Annotated in this window: 16 protein-coding genes; 6 read left to right on the top strand and 10 right to left on the bottom strand. The window is 37.5% G+C overall.

From position 1 onward, the window contains the following. Window positions 1-37: 37 nt before the first annotated feature. Genes PO903_RS06885 through PO903_RS06875 form a run of 3 tightly spaced genes read right to left on the bottom strand, consistent with a single transcriptional unit; the run spans window position 38 to window position 6,269 of the window. Window positions 38-1,372 carry a lanthionine synthetase C family protein gene (locus PO903_RS06885; RefSeq protein ID WP_273592966.1) on the bottom strand — a complete coding sequence of 445 codons (1,335 nt, stop codon included), beginning with the start codon at window positions 1,370-1,372 and terminating at the stop codon, window positions 38-40. After that, a complete protein-coding gene (locus PO903_RS06880; RefSeq protein ID WP_273592965.1) occupies window positions 1,354-3,192 on the bottom strand; it encodes an ABC transporter ATP-binding protein in 1,839 nt (612 codons plus the stop codon). Before PO903_RS06880 ends, PO903_RS06885 begins: the two co-directional genes overlap by 19 nt. After that, the gene (locus PO903_RS06875) at window positions 3,183-6,269 is read right to left on the bottom strand and encodes a lantibiotic dehydratase (RefSeq protein WP_273592964.1); all 3,087 of its coding nucleotides are present in this window, start codon (window positions 6,267-6,269) and stop codon (window positions 3,183-3,185) included. Before PO903_RS06875 ends, PO903_RS06880 begins: the two co-directional genes overlap by 10 nt. A gap of 158 nt (window positions 6,270-6,427) precedes the next feature. On the opposite strand from PO903_RS06875, the gene PO903_RS06870 reads away from it, so the two are divergent. Further along, window positions 6,428-6,931, top strand: coding sequence for an antibiotic biosynthesis monooxygenase family protein (locus PO903_RS06870; RefSeq protein WP_069329683.1), 504 nt, complete (start codon window positions 6,428-6,430; stop codon window positions 6,929-6,931). 51 nt (window positions 6,932-6,982) lie between these two features. On the opposite strand, the gene PO903_RS06865 is transcribed toward PO903_RS06870, so the two are convergent. Together PO903_RS06865 and PO903_RS06860 are read right to left on the bottom strand one after the other, a co-directional pair. Continuing rightward, window positions 6,983-8,890 carry a TcaA NTF2-like domain-containing protein gene (locus PO903_RS06865; protein ID WP_273592963.1) on the bottom strand — a complete coding sequence of 636 codons (1,908 nt, stop codon included), beginning with the start codon at window positions 8,888-8,890 and terminating at the stop codon, window positions 6,983-6,985. 57 nt (window positions 8,891-8,947) lie between these two features. Then, window positions 8,948-9,739 (bottom strand): hypothetical protein, encoded by a 792-nt coding sequence (locus PO903_RS06860; RefSeq protein WP_069329685.1) that lies wholly within the window; start codon window positions 9,737-9,739, stop codon window positions 8,948-8,950. Between the two features lie 290 nt (window positions 9,740-10,029). On the opposite strand from PO903_RS06860, the gene PO903_RS06855 reads away from it, so the two are divergent. The 3 genes from PO903_RS06855 (at window position 10,030) to PO903_RS06845 (ending at window position 11,370) form a co-directional block, all read left to right on the top strand. After that, window positions 10,030-10,374 (top strand): TM2 domain-containing protein, encoded by a 345-nt coding sequence (locus PO903_RS06855; protein ID WP_069329767.1) that lies wholly within the window; start codon window positions 10,030-10,032, stop codon window positions 10,372-10,374. 1 nt (window position 10,375) lies between these two features. Further along, window positions 10,376-10,861, top strand: a complete 486-nt coding sequence (locus tag PO903_RS06850) for an NINE protein (RefSeq protein WP_273592962.1) — start codon at window positions 10,376-10,378, stop codon at window positions 10,859-10,861. A gap of 146 nt (window positions 10,862-11,007) precedes the next feature. Beyond that, complete coding sequence (locus tag PO903_RS06845) at window positions 11,008-11,370, top strand: DUF1304 domain-containing protein (protein WP_273592961.1); 363 nt, start codon at window positions 11,008-11,010, stop codon at window positions 11,368-11,370. Between the two features lie 27 nt (window positions 11,371-11,397). Here the strand turns inward: PO903_RS06845 and PO903_RS06840 are convergent, their stop codons facing one another. Genes PO903_RS06840 through PO903_RS06830 form a run of 3 tightly spaced genes read right to left on the bottom strand, consistent with a single transcriptional unit; the run spans window position 11,398 to window position 15,726 of the window. Then, entirely contained in the window at window positions 11,398-13,218 is a 1,821-nt protein-coding gene (locus tag PO903_RS06840) for an ABC transporter ATP-binding protein (RefSeq protein ID WP_502921682.1), read from the bottom strand. A gap of 28 nt (window positions 13,219-13,246) precedes the next feature. Then, the gene (locus tag PO903_RS06835) at window positions 13,247-15,028 is read right to left on the bottom strand and encodes an ABC transporter ATP-binding protein (protein ID WP_273592959.1); all 1,782 of its coding nucleotides are present in this window, start codon (window positions 15,026-15,028) and stop codon (window positions 13,247-13,249) included. Beyond that, window positions 15,025-15,726, bottom strand: a complete 702-nt coding sequence (locus PO903_RS06830) for an FHA domain-containing protein (protein WP_069329690.1) — start codon at window positions 15,724-15,726, stop codon at window positions 15,025-15,027. Before PO903_RS06830 ends, PO903_RS06835 begins: the two co-directional genes overlap by 4 nt. 193 nt (window positions 15,727-15,919) lie before the next feature. Here PO903_RS06830 and pbp4 point away from each other — a divergent pair, with 193 nt between their 5' ends. Both pbp4 and PO903_RS06820 read left to right on the top strand, forming a co-directional pair. Next, entirely contained in the window at window positions 15,920-17,971 is a 2,052-nt protein-coding gene (gene pbp4, locus PO903_RS06825; protein WP_273592958.1) for a penicillin-binding protein PBP4(5), read from the top strand. Between the two features lie 170 nt (window positions 17,972-18,141). After that, entirely contained in the window at window positions 18,142-18,366 is a 225-nt protein-coding gene (locus tag PO903_RS06820) for a hypothetical protein (RefSeq protein ID WP_069329692.1), read from the top strand. A gap of 145 nt (window positions 18,367-18,511) precedes the next feature. Here PO903_RS06820 and PO903_RS06815 read toward each other — a convergent pair whose 3' ends face one another. Further along, window positions 18,512-18,865 carry a hypothetical protein gene (locus PO903_RS06815; protein ID WP_083243674.1) on the bottom strand — a complete coding sequence of 118 codons (354 nt, stop codon included), beginning with the start codon at window positions 18,863-18,865 and terminating at the stop codon, window positions 18,512-18,514. A gap of 255 nt (window positions 18,866-19,120) precedes the next feature. Then, window positions 19,121-19,294, bottom strand: a complete 174-nt coding sequence (locus tag PO903_RS06810; RefSeq protein ID WP_161594288.1) for a hypothetical protein — start codon at window positions 19,292-19,294, stop codon at window positions 19,121-19,123. Window positions 19,295-19,379 lie beyond the last annotated feature (85 nt).

Genomic DNA, 19,379 nt, shown 5'->3' with positions numbered 1-19,379 from the left:
GATTCTATCAAGATTTCATATATTTACTAATTTGTAATTATAATGAAAATGCTTGATCCCACGGAGTCGCTTTCTTAAGTTCTAAGCCCAGTAAAGTTAGACATACCCCTGTAGCACCATCCAGCAACCCTACATAATCTACAGGGACTAACCCGCTATTTTGGAAATGTTCATAGTTGTGAAATCCCAACAAATACTGTTTATCATAAAACACAGTAATCATGTTTTTTAGCAAACTGATTTCTGCTTCAAAATGGGGTACACTTGACTGCTTATCTATCGTTTGTAGAATTTGTAAAATGCCTGCATAGCCATGGCAAAATGTAGGTGAGAAAATACTGTGAATATCTTGAACCGTTTCTTTGAGGTTGGTAATTGCGAGATCGCTATATAATGGTTCCTCCAAGGCGGTGCCAGCATACCACAAAGCCAGTCCTATACCAGGATTCCCGTAACACCAAGCATCTCTTCTAAAGCTTTCTTCTGTTGATGCATGCCCAGACTCAAATTCTTTCCAGCTAATAAATCCTTTCCAAAATAAATGATGATCTTCTTCACTAGCAAATTGTAATAAAAAATCTGCCATTTTACGGATAGCTTGATCTTGTCCTTCTCGCTTAATTCCCTGTTTCCATGCTTTGGATAATAGTAATAATGGTCCTGAAATGCCATGAGATAATCCTAGATTGAAATTACCATCTGGATAGAGTTCACTTTCTTGTGCTGTAAATTGATGTGCAGAAGGAATATACCATCCTGGTACTTTTATGCCTTTCACTTCTTTGTCTTTACTTAATTGGATCAGATAATCTATAACATTGATTTGTAATTGTTGAATACGTTCCTCTTCAGGATGCAATAATAAATAATTAGCAATTCCACTTAATCCTTCAATCACATCATAATCACTAATAAAAGCATCTCTTTGCTGACATTCTGTAATCATCAAAGGTACATGTGTGCATAAATAATCATCAATACGCTCAATAAATTTATGATAGTATTGGAAGTTTTGTGATAAACAAATAGCGGTTAAGCCAATTCCTGCTGCTCCAGAAAACATAGAGCTACTCTGGATGCCTTGCTCTGTTATTTCATTTACCAAAATAGATAAATATTGATGCCCTAGTTGATCCCAACCTTCTTCTGGAAAATGAGCATTTAATTCAGCATACAACATACATACACCGGGTATACCATGACTTAATGTAAGAGGATTCCACGGATTAACATGTTGACCATTCAAAGATAACTGTTGACGAGGGTGATTAACTACTTGTAGTAAAGCATCGTATTGCTTCATACGAATAGCTATATTTTTAACGGTAGAAACAATATCAAATTGGATGTCAGTTACAGTGCTTCTTTCCATTCTGTTTCCCCCTTTGTATCAATTTCATAATTTTCTGACTCATACATGTGTTTATAAATAGCGCAGTTTTGCATCAAGTGATCATGTTTCCCCTGCCCTACCACTTTTCCTTGATCCATCACAATAATTCGATCTGCTTGTTGAGCGGCAATAAGTCGATGTGAAATAAAAATCCCTATTTTTTCTCGCGATAATCTAAAGAATGTATCAAATGTTTCTTTTTCTGCTATAGGATCAAGTGCAGCACTAGGTTCATCTAGAATATAGAGAGACGCTTCTCTGAAATAGGTTCGTGCTAAAGCTACTTTTTGCCATTGTCCTCCTGATAATTGTCGACCGTCATCAAACCACAATCCTAATTGAGTATCTAAGTCGTATTCTGAGTGATTTTTTAAAAAGTCAGCTCGAACGTTATTAAGTGATTTTTTAATCTGATCGGTTTGATCTATTTTTGTGATTTGGCCAAATCCTATATTCTCTTGTAGTGTCATTTCATACTTCATATAGTCTTGAAATAATACAGCCATTTGTTGCATATAACTTTCTTGATGAAGGTTTTTGATTGAAATATCGTTTAATTTGATATCTCCCTCTTGAATTTGATACAGACCTGCCAGTAGTTTAATTAATGTACTTTTTCCAGAACCGTTAGGTCCTACAATTGCGACTCGTTCTCCAGCACGAAAAGATAATTCTACGTTTTGCAGAGATAATTGTTCGCTACTCGGATATTGAAAGCTTACATTTTGGATATCTACTGCATAAATAGGCTTTTCTAATCGTTGTGTCGTTTGATCGTCATTGGTATGTTCTTCTCTGTACTCTAGAAATTCAAATAATTGATTCATATACAAATTGCTATTATAGATCGAATAAATATTGTTAATAATGCTCTGTGAATTGCTTTGGACTAAACCTACAGAGCGAATATAACTTAGCACATTACCTACCATAATCTTTCCTGTATAGGCTGCCAAAATAGCAACAACAATCACAATCGCCCCTACGATTTGTACAAGTACTTCATAGATCAGATTAAAAATCGTTTTTTTGCGCAAAATATACGTATCTTGAGCCATAAATTTCTTTTTAATATTCCAATACCCTTCCAATATATAGTCTTTCAAACGATACAATTTCACTTCTTTAAATGAAAAATCATGAGTCAAAATATAATTTAAATACCATGAGCGTCTTTCTTCTCCTGTACGCTTCCATTGCATAAAGAACTCCTGTTGACCTATTCTCAGAAAATAAAATAGTGAGATCACAGGCACAAGTAGCATTAACATCGACATCGTAGGATTCCACACCATCAAAAAAGTCAGTGCAGATATGAGCGTAACTATGGCAGTAATCATCGTAATAGCCGATTGAAAAATCTGATAAGGTTTGTATGCGACTTCTCTAGTGATACGCTCTAACTTGTCATAGACTTCAGGATTTTCGAAATCTTCCAGCGATAATTTACTACTTTTTTCCATAATGACGTAATTTAGTTTGTAATTCATACTGAACTGAAACTTAGTATTATAATATTCTGAGATTTGCGAAATAATATCCGAGAAAAAAGAAACAGCAATATAGATGCAGAAAATTATAAGAACTGTTTTGAGTTCTGTCTGAATACGAACTAAAGAGTTAATTAATTCCTGAGATACATATAACGAAATGATAGGAATAATACCTGTAATCAAACTCAGTATCACAATTTTAATAAAGAGTTTTTTTTCCATTTTAAATACTAGACTCAATGTTTTGGGCATTTGACAGAGTGTAGAAATGATATCTTTAAAATGAAGTTGCTCTTTTACTTCCATAATAGATTCCCTTCTGTCTTTTGATATCTTTGGGCATACAGCGTATGAGCGACTAAATTCATAATCTTATATTCTAATTCTCGATCCGTCCCTAACAAACGATTGCAGTGTAGATGAACAATACTCGAAATAATCTCTTCAAAACTAGTCGTCACTACAGCTTGTTGTTGCATCAGCTGTACATAATTCATAACAGCCGATTGACGTAAATCTAAAATAGAAAGTAATTGTTGACCGTCAGCAGTTTGTGCTAATGTTTTCCAATTCTGATCGGCATTACATAGTTGAAGATACTTTTCTTTATTTTCTTTAAATTCTTGGCGATATCGATTGTGATCTGTATTAAGCTGGATCAAACTCAATTGATTTTCAAAATTCAAGCCTGCTTGCTCTAAATATTTAATAATAGAAATCATAGCGATTAACTCAATATCGATATCTAACTGTTTGGTACGCACAGCACCAATTAATTGTTCTACAACAATACTGTCGATACAGAATATATCCTCAGCCGCACTAATTAGGGCTATTCCTCCATACCGTTCGATTTCACGATCATAGGATCCAATAACAAAATCAGAAATGATATCGCGCTGTTGCAACTGCTGTAACCAGGCAAGTATACTCGGGAAAATTTCAAATAAATTCTGAGTATGACTATTTATTCGCAATCGAATATGAGGTTTGGGGTCCATATATCTCATAAAAAAGTGTTTGGTATCATAAGTCTGATTTAATTCAGTAAAAAAACGATCCATTTCAAAAGCAATTAATTCTTGTTCACGTGATTGTTTACCGTACAATTTAACAAATAGCCATTCATCAAATGGTATTTTTATCCGTTCATGTAACTCAATCATTTGCATATCACGAATAGGTATTGTTCTAGTCGGCTCCGGCTCCACCTTAAGAAGAGGAACAACAATTTCTGCAACGTAATACTGCTCATGTTGATCTTGGATTAAATTACTATTTTGCTCAACAGCTACAAGATGTAGTGCATGATCTTGCGTTTTTTTGACTTCAGCAAATAAAATGTGCATTGCTTGTTGATTAGAAGTATCAATAAAAAGGCGATGATCTGAATTGGCGATATAAAATTGTTGAGGAATATCAAATTTGTGTTGAAATTCAGCAAACTGTTTTAAAAAATTTTCCCAACTAGTCTTATCTGTCATTTCCAGATCACGTTGTGTGATATACCATTGTTCACTCGATAAAACAATGTCGTTATATTTAATCTCAGGTACATATTTAAAATCTTGATATAACTCTACCCATACAAATTTGTTCCATTGACGCTTACCATGTTCATTCATTTCTTGTAAAAAGCGAATCGCATTACTACTCATCAACGGATTTAACATATTATTTGATTCGAATACGACAATATCGCCTGATTGGCAATCACGAGCATAAAAAACATTTTGATTGATTCCGATTCGAATATCTTCTAGTCTCACTTCATCCGATGATGATTTGGAGCTATTTGTAAATAAAGACATTTCTTTATTCCGGTAACTCGCATTCCGAGTGACATTACCTGAACGCATCTGATTAGGAACAAAACTTAATTCACATAATGTGCTATTGCCGTTACGAATTCTTAACTCTTCTTGATGTAAAGTTTCTAATGTATCCGTAATTTGCGAAGATAAATAAGAGAAGCGTCCAAATGTTTTGCCTGCTAAAATAGAGCCTACATTCGGACCTAAATGTAACACTGGATGATGATTATGCTGTTTGACGATAAAATTAAGTTCTAAAGAAAAAGGCACCTCTTGCGGATCAATATTCTGATCTAAATATTGTTTGAATTGCGAATCATTTAATTGAATAGCGTGTTTATTTTGAACAGCTTCCCAATATTTTAATAAAAAGAAATTTTTGAGTTGTGCAGAATATTGGTCATTAAGATGTACATTTTCATAAAAATCATTGGCAGGTTGCTGGTAAGATACAGGTGCACCAATTCCAGAACTGGTATCTAACATTTCCATCAAAGGAATCTCACGATCAATTCCGTACTTCTCTATAAATTTATTTTTGTATTCTTCTAAATAGGTCGATTGCTTTGCAAATGGAGCCGCTAATCGAGTAAGCATGCTTGCAAGTTCATTAATCGTTTGCGCCAGATTTTCATCTATAGTGATATGCTCATCTGCTAATCCTAAATCGACTTGTAAAGGTGAAGTAGACTTCATCACTTGGTTCATTTGCTGGATCAACTGTATGTATAAATGTTCTCCTTCTCCCAAAGGAAGATGGTTATATACCTCAATCTGTGATTGAATATCTTGTAGCTGTTCTAACCACAGCGGTGCAATGTTGCTCGTCTGAAGTTGATCGATAACATATTGATATTGATCGTCCACAGTTAAAGGCGGTCGCACATTAGAAATTAAAAATTCTTTATTGATGAGTTCCATCAAATACATTTTTATTCGATCCACTAGTGTATCTGGATAGTGCGTTTGTAATAAAGTAGAGATTTGCTCAAAACTCATTAATTGTTGACAGTGTTGATGTAACAACAAAAAGACAGGTGTGGCTCGAATATGAATTTCCTCGGATTGGTTATCTGTACTGTATAATAAGAAAGCACGATCTCCTTTTAAATAACAAGCTGGATTTAATTTAAAATTCATTTGATCGGCATGCTCTTTTTCTATTTTTTGAATACAACGAAAAAGCCACTCTAAATCGACTCGTGCTTTTTTGTAAAAGGTACTTTGATCAAATTTCCAGTGATTATGAGAATCAAATGAACCTACACCTACTGCGGAAAATAACCCAAATGGAGTTGTACGTGTAGATCGACGATTAGCATACTTAGCGATAGCTAGAATAAAATTCCGTTTCTTCTTAGCAGATAATTTTTCAGGAGAATTCAAATAAATACGGATAGTATCATATAATGTTTTGCTGGATATCAAAATTTGTTCTCTAAATAATGGATTTTGGCATAAGTCTTTCAACCAAATTTCCTGTTCATCCGGTTGAAGTTCTGCACTCGAATTAGGGGAAAGTGGAATACGGATCATATATTTGTTAATGTGATGATAGAGATTATCCATATATTCTACCTCTCTTTCTATATTGTGAGATTATAATTTGTATATACTGGTAATCTATAGGATAGAGTTCATAAACATGCTAAATTATAAATATCAAGTAATTATCAAGATAGGTAAAAATCATTTAAACTATTTTTTAATATGAAGGGTGGATCACGATGTATATTTATATTAGCTCGCACCTGCTTGAAGAACATTTTCCAGAAGCGGCTGAATTGCCACAGGCGGTTACGTTGCAACATGATGATGAGACTCGTTATGTATTAGAGATTGATGAACCGCTGGATTTCCATACGGAAAATTCATCACGATATGAAGTGCTTGATAGCAGTGGAACGATTGGTGGTAGCTATGCTGTACTCAACAATATTCCTGTGACTGCGGATGGTCGCTCTACTTTTGAAGAACGATTTAGCAATCGTGCGCGCAAAGTAGAAGATGAACCGGGCTTTGTCGGTATTCGGGTTATGCGTCCACTTGATGATGATACATATGTCATCATGACGCTATGGGCATCAGAAGAATATTTCACAGCATGGCAAGAATCGCAAGCCTATAGCCACGCACACCGTAAACGGGATTCATCTGAAGGGATTACTGCGCAACAACCCTCTATCTTCCCACGTCCTTCTTTTGTTAAAAATTACACGGTTATGGCGTAATTAATCATAAAAAAAGAACCTCTCCATGTTACGGAAGAGGTTCTTTTTTATTTAGATTTCTTTCGTACTCACCAATTGATACGCTTTAAGTTCGTTATTGATTAATTTCAGTGTATAGACAGAATGAAATGATTTTGTTTTGAAAGTACCGTCTTTAGCGATAATCTTGTACGTTTCTGTTGTATTTACGGTATACGTCTGATCTGTATTCGCTTTGAAAGATTCTACACCTGAGCTTACTAACTCCTCTGTGATCCCTTTACTTTGGAGATGGTCGATATAACTAGAAGATTCTTTGTATACAGGTCCTTGTGCATCCAATAATGAAGAAACCATACTAAAATCGCCTGCATTGATTGCTTCTACTGAAGTGCTTAGATATTCGGTCATAAAATCATGAATCGATGTATCTGTTACTTCCGAACTTTCTGATGATGCTTCGTCTGTAGATGCTGTACTTGTAGATACTGTATTGGCAGATACTTGATCTGTAGAGTCTGTTTCTGCTGATGTAGTGGTTGCATTGCTTGCTTTTTCAATCGTATTTTTAGCATTTAGCGCATTCGTCCAACTTGTGTACGCCGAATCAATCCACCATTGCTTTTGATTAGGCTGTTGGGTAATCTGGTAAGTCCAATTTACATTTTTATCATTGGACGTTCCATCTTCGTTTTTGGCTGTATAAACTTGTGTAGCTGAAATCTCGATAGATTCTTTGTTGATTTGAATAGAATCGAGATCGATCACTACTTTTTGCAATGTATATTTCGGTTGCGTAAAGTAACTATTCATTTCCCATGTCGCACGATTGTAATAATCTGAATTGGGATTAACACCTTTGACTGCTTTGGCGTTGCTCGTATTGATTGCTTCTGCCAGACTGGTCGAAGCATTATAGATAAGATCTAAAGACTTTTCAGCAATAGGCTTCTGTAGAAGAGTATTCAAGTCATATCGATCTTGTGCATCAGCTTGAAGTGTTGCTTCTCCTGTGATCTCAGATCCTTGTGCTTGAGTCGACACGACGAATTTGGCTTGTGCTGGTGTTGGCAAAATATTGATATAATCTCCAGGCGTACCTGTTACTTTTTTATCATTTAGCGTTATCGTCGATTCTACCGTCGGAAGATGTACTTCCAGTGAAGCAAGCTTTGTATAATCTAAGATGGCTTTGTTATTTTCTCGTATATTAAAGGCTTCTACCTTATCAGTGACCGGAACCTCAGCGAATTCCCCACTAATCATCCCTTTGTACGTATATACAGAAGGCCACAAATCTGAGATCAGATTATCTTGTGCCACTACACTCCCAATCGTCATCGAAGTGGTTAGATTCTCATTCAGATAAGGTAGAGTGGCTTCGATTTGTACAGGCTCAATATGAGCAGTCCATTTGGTGCCACGCCATGAATCTACAGGAACGAATGTCAACCAGTGTCCCCCGCTTAGACTTTCTTTAATCTGTTTTTTCACAGAATCGGCTATCGAAGAATGTTCTGCATCAAGATCTTCTGCATTATCCAAAGCTTCCGCAATACCTTCTGTATAGGCTTTTTTAGCATCGTCCGTTTGAAGTGTCTCGGTAAATAGAGCTATTCGATCAGCTTGATGCAATGGTGAATCTGGATCATCTAAATAACTAGCTAACGTATTCACATCTCCTGCTTGAACCGCTTTGTCCATTTGTTGAGCAAGCTCTTCCGCAGATGAAGGACCATATGTTGCACGTAATACTAGAAAAGTGATGAGCAACAATACAACGACTCCTGCGCCAATACCACCCCATATTTTGGTTTGGCGAGATAATTGAATAGGTTGACGTGGTGCTTTAGCTGCTACAGGTACATGTTCTGGCACGTTTATTTCGCTTGCAGATGCTTCTGGTTGTAACCGATGTCCACATTCTTTGCAAAATACCCAATCTGGCTGTGTCTTTGTTCCACAATGTCCACAATACATAACAGATAATATCCTTTCTTTGATCACTATTTATTGATTAGAGTAGCTCTATATGATTTAAAATAAATTACGACTAATTCGTTGAGCTTCTTCGATTAATTCGCTACCGAAGGAGTTAAAAACAACAAGAATAGCACACACTTGAATCAATACGACAAGTCCAATAAACAAAGCTATACGATCACGATGTATACGGAACATTTCGATACCTGCAACCAATGTTAAAGCCAATGTAGCTAGTAAAGTGGTAAATAATAGTACAAATGATAATTTGATCGATATAAACATCATAAGAGCTGCTACTATAAATCCAATACCTGAAATGAGTTGTAATCCGCCTAGCTGTACCATGCTATCTTTCCAGTGTAGTTTATGTAATCCCATTTTGTTGCCTAATAACAATGTTATACCTACAAGTACGATTAAGGAGATCAGACCTAGTAACAACATATGATTCACAATAGGGAGATACTCACTAGCTTCACGATATGATTCTTTTTCATCGTTAATCAAACTTCCAAATCCCAAAAGCATGAGCTTAATCAATTGATGCTTAAATGACCATGCCCACAAAACAAAACCTAACAATGAGACGACCAATCCTAGAACTCCGTACAACAAATCGCTTTCTGATCTTAATTGCAAAGCAGACATTGGGTTTTTGATTAAATTCAAAATCTTGTGCTTGTCTACATTTGCTAAATGATCTCTTGCTGTTGTCAATATGGGTGATGGTGTTGATGGTGTAGAAGAAGATAAAGTAGCATTTACAGAAGGCTGTTCTGGCGAAACACAAGTATGTATTTCATTCGGTTGGAGCTGTTGACCACATTTTGTACAAAAAGACATTGTTAATCCCCCTAAGAATAGTTAAAATGAACTAGGTAATATTATCTATTTTTAAATTCGTTGTCTATAGTACCATGTATAATGCAGAGTTACCAACTATTTTTATAATTAGAAGAAAAAGAGATTTGAGAGATTTATTCCAACTTTTTTAAAAGATTGTGCTACATATCAGTTACTTTCCTCGTCTAACAACGTAGAATACAGTAGATTAAATAGGATAATCTTGTTAAAATGGCAGTGTTGATGGAAATGAACGATGATATCAAAGTAAAGGGGTTACGCATATGGGCATGAGTTATAACAACTGGCAACGTAAAGCTCAACTAGATACAAGAGAGCTGATGTTACTGGAATCAGAAGTCAAAACGTACGGTAAAAACATGGTGGTTGCTTATATTTTGTGGTATTTTCTAGGCATATTTGGAGGACACCGCTTCTATATGGGGAAAACAGGATCGGCTATTGCTCAATTAATCTTGACGCTTACTATAGTCGGATCGATTGTAACCAGCATATGGTGGATTGTAGATGCATTCTTGCTTCACACATGGGTTAAAGATCGTAACGATTATGTAGAAAGTAATATTATTGATCAGATTCTTATTCAAAAACCGATTGATCCACCGAGTTATTAAGATGGCTATATCTCGATACGAATTATCTGCGCAAGAAATGATGCTATTGAATTCTGAAATGCGAGGCAAAGAAAAGTCGCTAGGTTTAACCTATGTGATGCTACTTGGTGGCCATTTAGGTATACACCGATTTTATTTGAAACGTATCCCTAGCGGAATTGTACAACTGGTTCTTTTTTTGTTTACGATGATCTTTTATTTTTTGCTCGCTTTTATGTCGATTGTTGAAAGTGAAACCGGTACTATGGTGTTCACGATATTTATGATTCTATTTGGATTAGCTTTATTTATCTGGATCGTTATTGATTTATTTATGATCCCGAAAATGGTCAAAGAATTGAATGATCAGACAGAAGCTTATATTTTGTCTCAGATCGAGTATTTACGTCAGCATCCTATACCGGATCGTCATGCTCACGATACGACATCTGCTTCGCCTCATCCTAATGTCATTCCACCGTCGATTTCATTGAATAAGAACGAATAATAGATGTTGCTGCTGTAACATAGAAAAAGATGCCCTTGAACAAGGCATCTTTTTTCGTGTTATTATTCATTATATGAAGCAATTCTGTTACGCTAACACTGCTTCTCCAAGAAAAATGACTATTTTCAAGAAAAGAGGAAATACGTATGCATTTACTGGCAATAATCTTTGTTGTACTGGTTGCAGTTGAACATCTGTATATCATGGTGATGGAAATGTTTCTATGGACCAAGCCACGTACACTAAAAACGTTCAATCTTACCCCTGAACTAGCCGAGTCTTCCAAATCACTTGCTGCCAATCAAGGACTATACAATGGCTTTCTTGCCGCAGGATTGATATGGGGACTGGTTCATCCGACAGCGCAGTTTGGTTACCAGATTCAATTATTCTTTATTATCTGTGTCTTGATCGCAGCTCTATATGGCGGTGCAACCTCTAGTCGCAGAATCTGGTTAATGCAAGGTGCTCCTGCTGTGCTTGCGTTACTTTTTTTACTGCTTAGCTAAGTTTGGATGATAACGGTAGCTTTCAGATCAAGCTTGCCGGGCATCGGACGAGTGAAGTTGACTGTAAAATAAGTCGCTATAAAATCCGCCGGTGTCTAGCAACTGATCATGAGAACCTTTTTCCAAAATCTGACCGTCTCGTAACACTAGAATCTGGTCGGCTGCTCGAATCGTATTCAGTCGATGAGCAATGACAAAGCTCGTTCTACCTTCCATCAAGCGTTGTAATCCTTCTTGAATCTTAATCTCAGTCACAGTATCTATACTGCTGGTCGCTTCGTCTAACACTAGAATCGAAGGATCGGCTAACAACGCGCGAGCAATATTAATCAATTGTCGCTGTCCCTGACTAATCCCTCCACCATCCCGGTTCAAACGATGATTATATCCTTCTGGCAGACGTTCAATAAAGGAATGAGCATTCGCTAATCGTGCGGCATCTTGTACTTCAGCATCTGTGGCATCCAGTCGTCCATAGCGAATATTATCCATAACCGTTCCTTCAAATAAAAACGAATCTTGCAAAACAAAAGCTGTATGCGAACGTAGACTTTCTCGCTTAATACTCTGAATATCTCGCCCATCAATTGTAATCTTTCCTTGATCGGCATCGTAAAAGCGTGAAATCAATTGAATTAATGTTGTTTTACCAGCACCTGTAGGTCCTACTAGTGCAATCATTTCACCTGGCTCTGCGGTAAATGAAATATGCTGTAATGTATTATCACCATCTCCTGTATCATAGGCAAATGATACATCATCAAACACAACAGCACCCTCGATATGATCGACATGGACAGCATGCTGTTCATCTTCTGCTTCTACCGATTCATCCAAAATTTCAAAAACACGCTCTGCCCCGGCAATAGCTGATAGTAATGTATTCCACTGATTGGCAAGATCATTTAATGGGCGGGTAAATTGACGCGCATACTCAACAAAAATCACGATCACACCCACAGTAATCATGCCTTTGATTGCTAAGATACCGCCTACTCCTGCTATCAGACCAAAGCTCAAATTGTTCAATCCATTCATCAATTTGGGAATAAATCCCGAAATCGTCTGCGCCCAAAATCCAGATAAACGGATACGATCATTACGCTCTCCAAATTCACCAATCACTCGTTGTTCTTGAGCAAAAGCTTTGATAATCTTTTCACCAGATAATGTCTCTTCAATATAACCATTCAGATCACCCAAATTTTTCTGACGTTCTCGATATAAAGGCCCTGTACGCTTGGTAATCCAGCGCATTCCTAAAGCCATCAACGGCACTACGAGAAAAGTAATTAACGTCAACAATGGACTAAGCCACAACATGACGACCAATGTACCGATCAAGGTCAATACACTGGAGAAAATTTGGATTGCCGAACTGTTCAACGTAGAACTAACATTTTCAATATCATTGGTAACCCGGCTCATCAGTTCCCCTTGCTGTCTTTTCCCGAAAAAAGGAATCGGCAATTGATGCAAGTGAGAAAATAAATCGACTCGCATCCGGTAGACCGTTTCTTGCGCAATCTCTATCATCCATATATTTTGAAGCCATGAAGTTACCGAGTTCAGAATATAGACAACAGCTAATCCAACAAGAAACCATAACCACATCTGACCTGCATCACGAGCGAGAAAATCATCTATCGCTATCCCGATAAGATAAGGTCCGAGCAAAGTTAGCGCTGATGTTAGCAGTACCATAAATAGAACTAACATTAACTTGAGTTTGCGTTCTGCAAGGTAGCCCCAGATTCGTGCTAGCGTACCTTTCCAGTCTTTAGCACGCCTTTTTTTGCTAGGAACAGGTTCAACTTTGGCAGACTTGTTCGCTATCGCTTCGGTCATAACCGCTGGCTTAGGATACCGTAAAGGATCAGTTAACGCTTTCCACATGCTCTAGTTCCTCCTTTCCAAATTGAGAGGCATAGATCTGTTGATATAACTCGGAGGTCGCTAGCAAGTGAGTATGATCGCCCTGTGCAATCAACTGACCATCACTTAGCAATAACACTTGATCTGCTCGAATCGTTGAACTGATCTTTTGTGTAATCAATAAGGTTGTACATGACAATTCACGTAGTGCATCAAGCAACAATGATTCTGTACGTACATCTAGCGCACTGGTACTATCATCCAACAGTAAAATCGCTGGACGGCGTACTAATGCTCTAGCGATAGAGATCCGTTGCTTCTGCCCGCCTGATAGATTAACACCCCGTTGCCCAAGCAATGTATCGTAGCCATGTGGCAAATTCATAATCGTATCATGAATCTGTGCAATACGAGCGGCTTCTTGAATTTCTTCAAGAGTGGCATGTTCATAGCCCCATGCGATATTTTCACGAATACTGCCGGTAAATAATACAATCTCTTGCGGTACATACCCGATCAGACCACGTAATTGATGATCATCTAGCTCTTGGATACGTCGATCCAATACATCGATCTCTCCTTGATCACTATCGTATAATCGCAAAATCAATTGCACGAGTGAAGACTTTCCTGAACCAGTAGAACCCATAATTGCTGTAGTTACGCCTGCACGAGCCGTAAAACCTATATTTTTGAGCACTTGAGCTTCTGTACCTGGATAATGGAAACTCACCTGACGGAAAGCCACACCTACTTCATAAACATCTGATGATTGTGAGGCGCTTACAGAAGAAGACGATCCTGCAACATATTGATCTTGATTATCTAGTGGACGTTCATCTTCCACTGTAAACATCACTTCTTGAATCCGTTCTGCTGAAGCTTTAGCGCGAGAGAACGAAGCTACAATCATCGAAAATGCAGATAAAGCGCCCATCGTACGCATTGCATAGTTAATAATCGCTACCACTTCACCTACGGAAGCTTGACCAACAATAATATCAAGATGACCATACCAGAGCACTGCAATAATACTGGCATTCGTAATTAACAAAATAAAAGGCATTGTCGTTTCAGTTAAACGTAAAGCAGACACAGTACCTTGCATAAGATTGCTACTGCGTTCTTCAAATCGCTGACGTTCATGATTTTTACGGACAAACACCCGAATCAAACGCATTCCTGTGAGATTCTCTTGCATCACACTATTTACTGTATCTAAGCGACGCTGTACTTGTTGGAACAATCCTGAAGCCTTACGCATAATAATAATGACAAAGAATAAAAGAATCGGAATACCCACAACTAACAATAATCCTAACTTCACATTCACAAGTAGAGCCATCACACTACTACCGACAACTAACAATGGCATCCGTAACATAAATCGTAATCCCATAAAGACCATATCTTGCAATTGGGTAATATCATTGGTCAATCGTGTGATTAAAGAGGAGGAAGAGAAACGGTTAAATAACGCATACGAAAAGGATTGCACTTTGTTATAGACTGCTTCCCGTAAATCATAACCTAGACCCTGACTGGCATGAGCAGCATAAAAGGAACCAAATATCCCTGCAAAAAAAGCAATAATCGTTCCACCTGTTAGAATACCGCCCCATAATAATACAGTCGAAATATCTTTTTGCGTTACACCATCATCAATAATTTTGGAGATCAAAAAAGGCTGTAACAATTCAAGCGCCAATTCGACCAGCATCATACCTAGCGCTAAAAATGCCGCAACCCGATATTTTTTCAAAAAAGAAAAAAGTACTGTCATATGTAGTCCCCTTTGTGATTGACTTCCTGATGTATACTTCTCTTCATATATACCCCTTTTTTGTAGACTGACTTGATCATAAAGTGTTTATTTAGTTTTTTATTTGTGCGATAGATCAACGAATTGACTTCATCTATTCCTACTAGATCGACATTTTCGCTATAGCGTTCTGACCATACTTCTTCAATAATCTGCTCACGAGTTACAAAATGATCCAGACATCCATACAATAACCGGAACAACTGATATTCTTTTTTCGATAACGTTATACTTTCGCCACTTACTTCGATCCGTTGGAAAAAGTCATTTAATTGAATACTATGATCGACCAGATCGCTTAATACATACTCACGTGTTTCTTCTAACAAGTTACCTTGTTCTACTTGCAACCCTACTAATCCATTGACCAACGTTAATTGATCTTGGGCGGTTAACGCATAACGCTGATATGGAACCAATCGTTGCCCGTTCAGCTCTGTCCCATTTTTACTACCGAGGTCTTCAATATATAGTTGATCGCCTACACGGTGGATCGTGCAGTGTTGCTTGGAGACCAATTGATTGTAGATAGGTAGATCCATCTGTCCTGTTCCGATATGTCTACCGATTTGAATGCTTTGTCCTCTTTGGATATATACAAAAGAACCATCGCCTTCTTGACCGGCAGTGTGGATTACGATTTTGATAACGTCCGGCATGGAATCTCTCTCCTTCTATACGTAAACAATGATAATTTCATCAGATTTGTTCTATTGTTTGCTAACGTACATCCTTTTATAGTGTAAACAGGCGCTGGTATCGCCTTATCTTATTATACTAAAGTGATTTCAACAAATCCTACTGATCATCAGATTTATTCTGAATAAGATCAATATAAATGAGGTGTCTCGATTGAAAACCAAACATATTATCATTTACGGGTTGCTTTCTTTTCTGATTGCAAGCGGGCTTGGTCTATATGTATATATGCAAAGTCGCTTTCAAGAACAACCAGATACAACGATTCAGAAATATATCAATACGCTACAGACTCAAAATTATGACGAGCTCTATAACTTAATGACACCAGAATCATTACAACAATCCGGTATGACCAAAGAACAATTTGTACAGAAATATAAATTAATCTTCGACGGTATGAAAGTTTCTACGATTGAAGTGAATGCTGGCGCACCCGTTCCTGTGCCTGACGATAAGCATCAATACACATTAAATTATTCAGCTCAAATGAATACATTTCTCGGTAATATTGATCCAAAATATCAACTGAAGCTAATCCAGCAAGATAGTGATCATGGCAAAACATGGCGTATCCAGTGGCAACCGTCACTCATTTTACCTGAAATGGAAAAAGGCGATAAAGTGAAAGTACAGATTCTTCATCCCGAACGTGGTGAAATCCTCGACAAAGATGGATATCCTTTAGCCACCAAAGGCACAATCTTTGAATGGGGAATCGTTCCTGGCAAATTAGGTACAGATGATACGACTAAAGCAGCTTCTATGACAGCAATCAGTGAGTATTACAACGTTCCTGAAGCTACGATTGAAAAAGCATTAGGGCAATCATGGGTTAAAGACGATTATTTTGTGCCTATAGGTACGACTACAAAACCGGATATTCCGACTGAATTACATGGTGTCTCTATGCAGACCAAAGAAGTACGTACTTATCCGCTGGGCACTGCGGCAGCTCATCTGATTGGTTATGTCCGTCAGACGACAGCTGAAGATTTGGAAAAAGATACCGAAGGCTATTACAGTGCGCAAGATTGGATCGGCAAAGCAGGGCTTGAGCAATCAATGGAAAAGCAATTGCGTGGAACCAAAGGTGGACGTATCGAAATTGTGAATGAAGCCGGTAAAAGCAAATCGGTGATTGCCGAAGAAAAAGAGGTCAATGGTGAAAATATAACGTTAACGATCAGCTCCTCTGCACAACGAGAACTTTATACCACGATGGCTAGTGATCAAGATGCCGGTTCAGCTGTATTAATGAATCCAACCAACGGCAAGTTGCTTGCTCTCGTGAGCACTCCTGCTTACGATCCCAACCAAATGGTAACTGGCTTATCTCAAGCAGAGTGGGATGCCTATTCAAATGATCCAAATTTACCTTTTACCAATCGCTTCACCAATCGTTATGCTCCTGGCTCGGTATTCAAAGCCATTACAGCGGCAGCAGGCTTAACCGAAAAAGTCACTACACCGGATAAAGTGCATACGATTCAAGGATTACAATGGCGCAAAGATAATAGTTGGGGTGGCTATTACGTCACTCGTGTCAAAGATGTGCTACACGTCAATATGAATGATGCACTGATGTATTCAGATAATATTTATTTTGCTCAAGAAGCAGTCGAAATGGGTAAAGCCAAATTTATCGAAGGCATTCAGAAGTTCGGCTTTGATACTCAGTTTGGATTAGATGCTCTATATCTGAAGCCAAGTCAGTATGCGAATAAAGATCATTTAGCATTGGATTCAGAAGTTCTTTTAGCTGATACGGCTTATGGACAAGGTGAAATGTTAATGTCTCCGATTCATCTAGCGGCTTCATTCACACCTTTTATTACAGAAGGCACATTAATCAGCCCTATTTTATTTGAAAATCAAGCATTAAACAGTGCTACACCTGCGAATAAACGTATTATTACGCCAGAAGTAGCTGATACAGTTAAAAACGCTTTGCTACAAGTCGTTAGCAATTCAGGCGGAACGGCTCATGCTCTAGCTGATCTTCCTTATCAAGTTGCCGCCAAAACTGGTACAGCCGAATTAAAATTAGCCAAAGGTGAACAGGGTCAGGAGAATGGATTTGTGATTACGTTTGATACTAAGTCTTCCTTTGTACTGGCTGCGGTGATTGAAAAGGTGAACGGCCGGGGTGGCAGTCATTATGTCGTGAACAAGCTTCATCCATTTTTGCAACAGTATCGTTAAGCATAATCATCATAGATGTTGTCTAGAATCAATCGTTCTAGACAGCATTTTTTTGTCTAATCTTTTATTCGTTTTGGCATAAAGAAACATATCTTCCAATTATATTGTAACTGTCTGAGCGATATAGTATAGTCAAGGGGCAAGACACTATACTTTGAGGAGATGAGCCAATGGATAAAATGTGTATGCAAATGATGATGGGTATGTCTATGGAAGATATGATGAGCAAAATGACTAACATGAACATGATGATGACACAATGTAAAAACATGGACATGAACATGAAAGATATGGGCATGGATATGGATATGATGATGAGTAAATTGCAAGAGTGCGACGAAATGATGACTTCTATGATGACAATGATGCGCGACATGAAACAAGCTAGCATGTAATTCACAATATCCATGTGAAATACAGCTAGCTTGTTGTGTTTAATCAGATCTACGAAATCCAATTACTTATTTCATCTATTATTACTTGTGTCAGATCATGTGCGAAATGATCTGGCACTTTTTTGTATACATACAGTGTAAAGTATTAACATTCTATATTAGAAGTTTCGGATTTAATTTGACGAGATACATCAATTCGTTGCATTTTAAGCTCCCACATTTGTTCCAATAAGCGCTGCTTATCTGCATCATCTTTACTGGCTCGGATCGAATAATAGATTTCGGTAAGTCTGGAATTGATCTTATCAAATTGTCTCCACAGGTCTTCGGTTGTTGCCCATTCCTGTTGCGTTTCTTCTGAAGCGTTCAACTTGCGCATCGATTCCAAAATCTCCTCTTGCCACTGTCCATCATCCAATTGGATCGCGTAATTCAATAGATCCAAATAATCATCATTACGTTCGGAAATCATTGCTTGAATACGATTCACAGTTACCATCACCTTCATCCTTTTCTATATACCAAGTATTATACTCGGAATATACGGCTTTGCAATAGTTAAAGATCATTTTTTGAAATTTTTTTGCTTATTTTTAATATTCGTACTATCCATTCATTCCATAACATACAAAAAAAGCATCTACCTGTGGCAGACACTTCTAATTTATGCTTTATTTTATGACTACTCTATCATGATTCACATACTCCTATGTAAGAGCAGTACAGACGATATTACTTCGTTGTACCTGATGATCTAATCACGCTTATGATTGATCTCGCGCTGGTTTTGATGCCATTCTTTTACCATCGTATGATAAAAGCTACTTTCTTGACGGCTTAGACCATTTTTGTTGTTTTTAATCGTCATCGTTTCAATATTGCGTCGTAAAATCTCATTTTGGCGTTCTAATACTACTGTTGAGTTCAATGTATTTCCCTCCAATGGATAGTGATCATTTCAACTAGAGTAAAGTATATCGAATATGCCAACAGATGGAAACTTGGCTTAGCAC

Origin of the sequence: Paenibacillus sp. PK4536, from assembly GCF_028594455.2 — a bacterium.
In the GTDB taxonomy this organism is placed as follows: Bacteria; Bacillota; Bacilli; order Paenibacillales; family Paenibacillaceae; genus Saccharibacillus; species Saccharibacillus nuruki.
Note: the sequence above shows the minus strand (reverse complement) of the source record. Positions and strands in the feature narration are given on the sequence as shown.

Coding starts and splice junctions, on each gene's coding strand:
- PO903_RS06885 (WP_273592966.1), bottom strand. CDS start 1,372: ATGGAAAGAAGCACTGTAACTGACATCCAATTTGATATTGTTTCTACC.
- PO903_RS06880 (WP_273592965.1), bottom strand. CDS start 3,192: ATGGAAGTAAAAGAGCAACTTCATTTTAAAGATATCATTTCTACACTC.
- PO903_RS06875 (WP_273592964.1), bottom strand. CDS start 6,269: ATGGATAATCTCTATCATCACATTAACAAATATATGATCCGTATTCCA.
- PO903_RS06870 (WP_069329683.1), top strand. CDS start 6,428: ATGTATATTTATATTAGCTCGCACCTGCTTGAAGAACATTTTCCAGAA.
- PO903_RS06865 (WP_273592963.1), bottom strand. CDS start 8,890: ATGTATTGTGGACATTGTGGAACAAAGACACAGCCAGATTGGGTATTT.
- PO903_RS06860 (WP_069329685.1), bottom strand. CDS start 9,739: ATGTCTTTTTGTACAAAATGTGGTCAACAGCTCCAACCGAATGAAATA.
- PO903_RS06855 (WP_069329767.1), top strand. CDS start 10,030: ATGAGTTATAACAACTGGCAACGTAAAGCTCAACTAGATACAAGAGAG.
- PO903_RS06850 (WP_273592962.1), top strand. CDS start 10,376: ATGGCTATATCTCGATACGAATTATCTGCGCAAGAAATGATGCTATTG.
- PO903_RS06845 (WP_273592961.1), top strand. CDS start 11,008: ATGCATTTACTGGCAATAATCTTTGTTGTACTGGTTGCAGTTGAACAT.
- PO903_RS06840 (WP_502921682.1), bottom strand. CDS start 13,218: ATGACCGAAGCGATAGCGAACAAGTCTGCCAAAGTTGAACCTGTTCCT.
- PO903_RS06835 (WP_273592959.1), bottom strand. CDS start 15,028: ATGACAGTACTTTTTTCTTTTTTGAAAAAATATCGGGTTGCGGCATTT.
- PO903_RS06830 (WP_069329690.1), bottom strand. CDS start 15,726: ATGCCGGACGTTATCAAAATCGTAATCCACACTGCCGGTCAAGAAGGC.
- PO903_RS06820 (WP_069329692.1), top strand. CDS start 18,142: ATGGATAAAATGTGTATGCAAATGATGATGGGTATGTCTATGGAAGAT.
- PO903_RS06815 (WP_083243674.1), bottom strand. CDS start 18,865: ATGGTAACTGTGAATCGTATTCAAGCAATGATTTCCGAACGTAATGAT.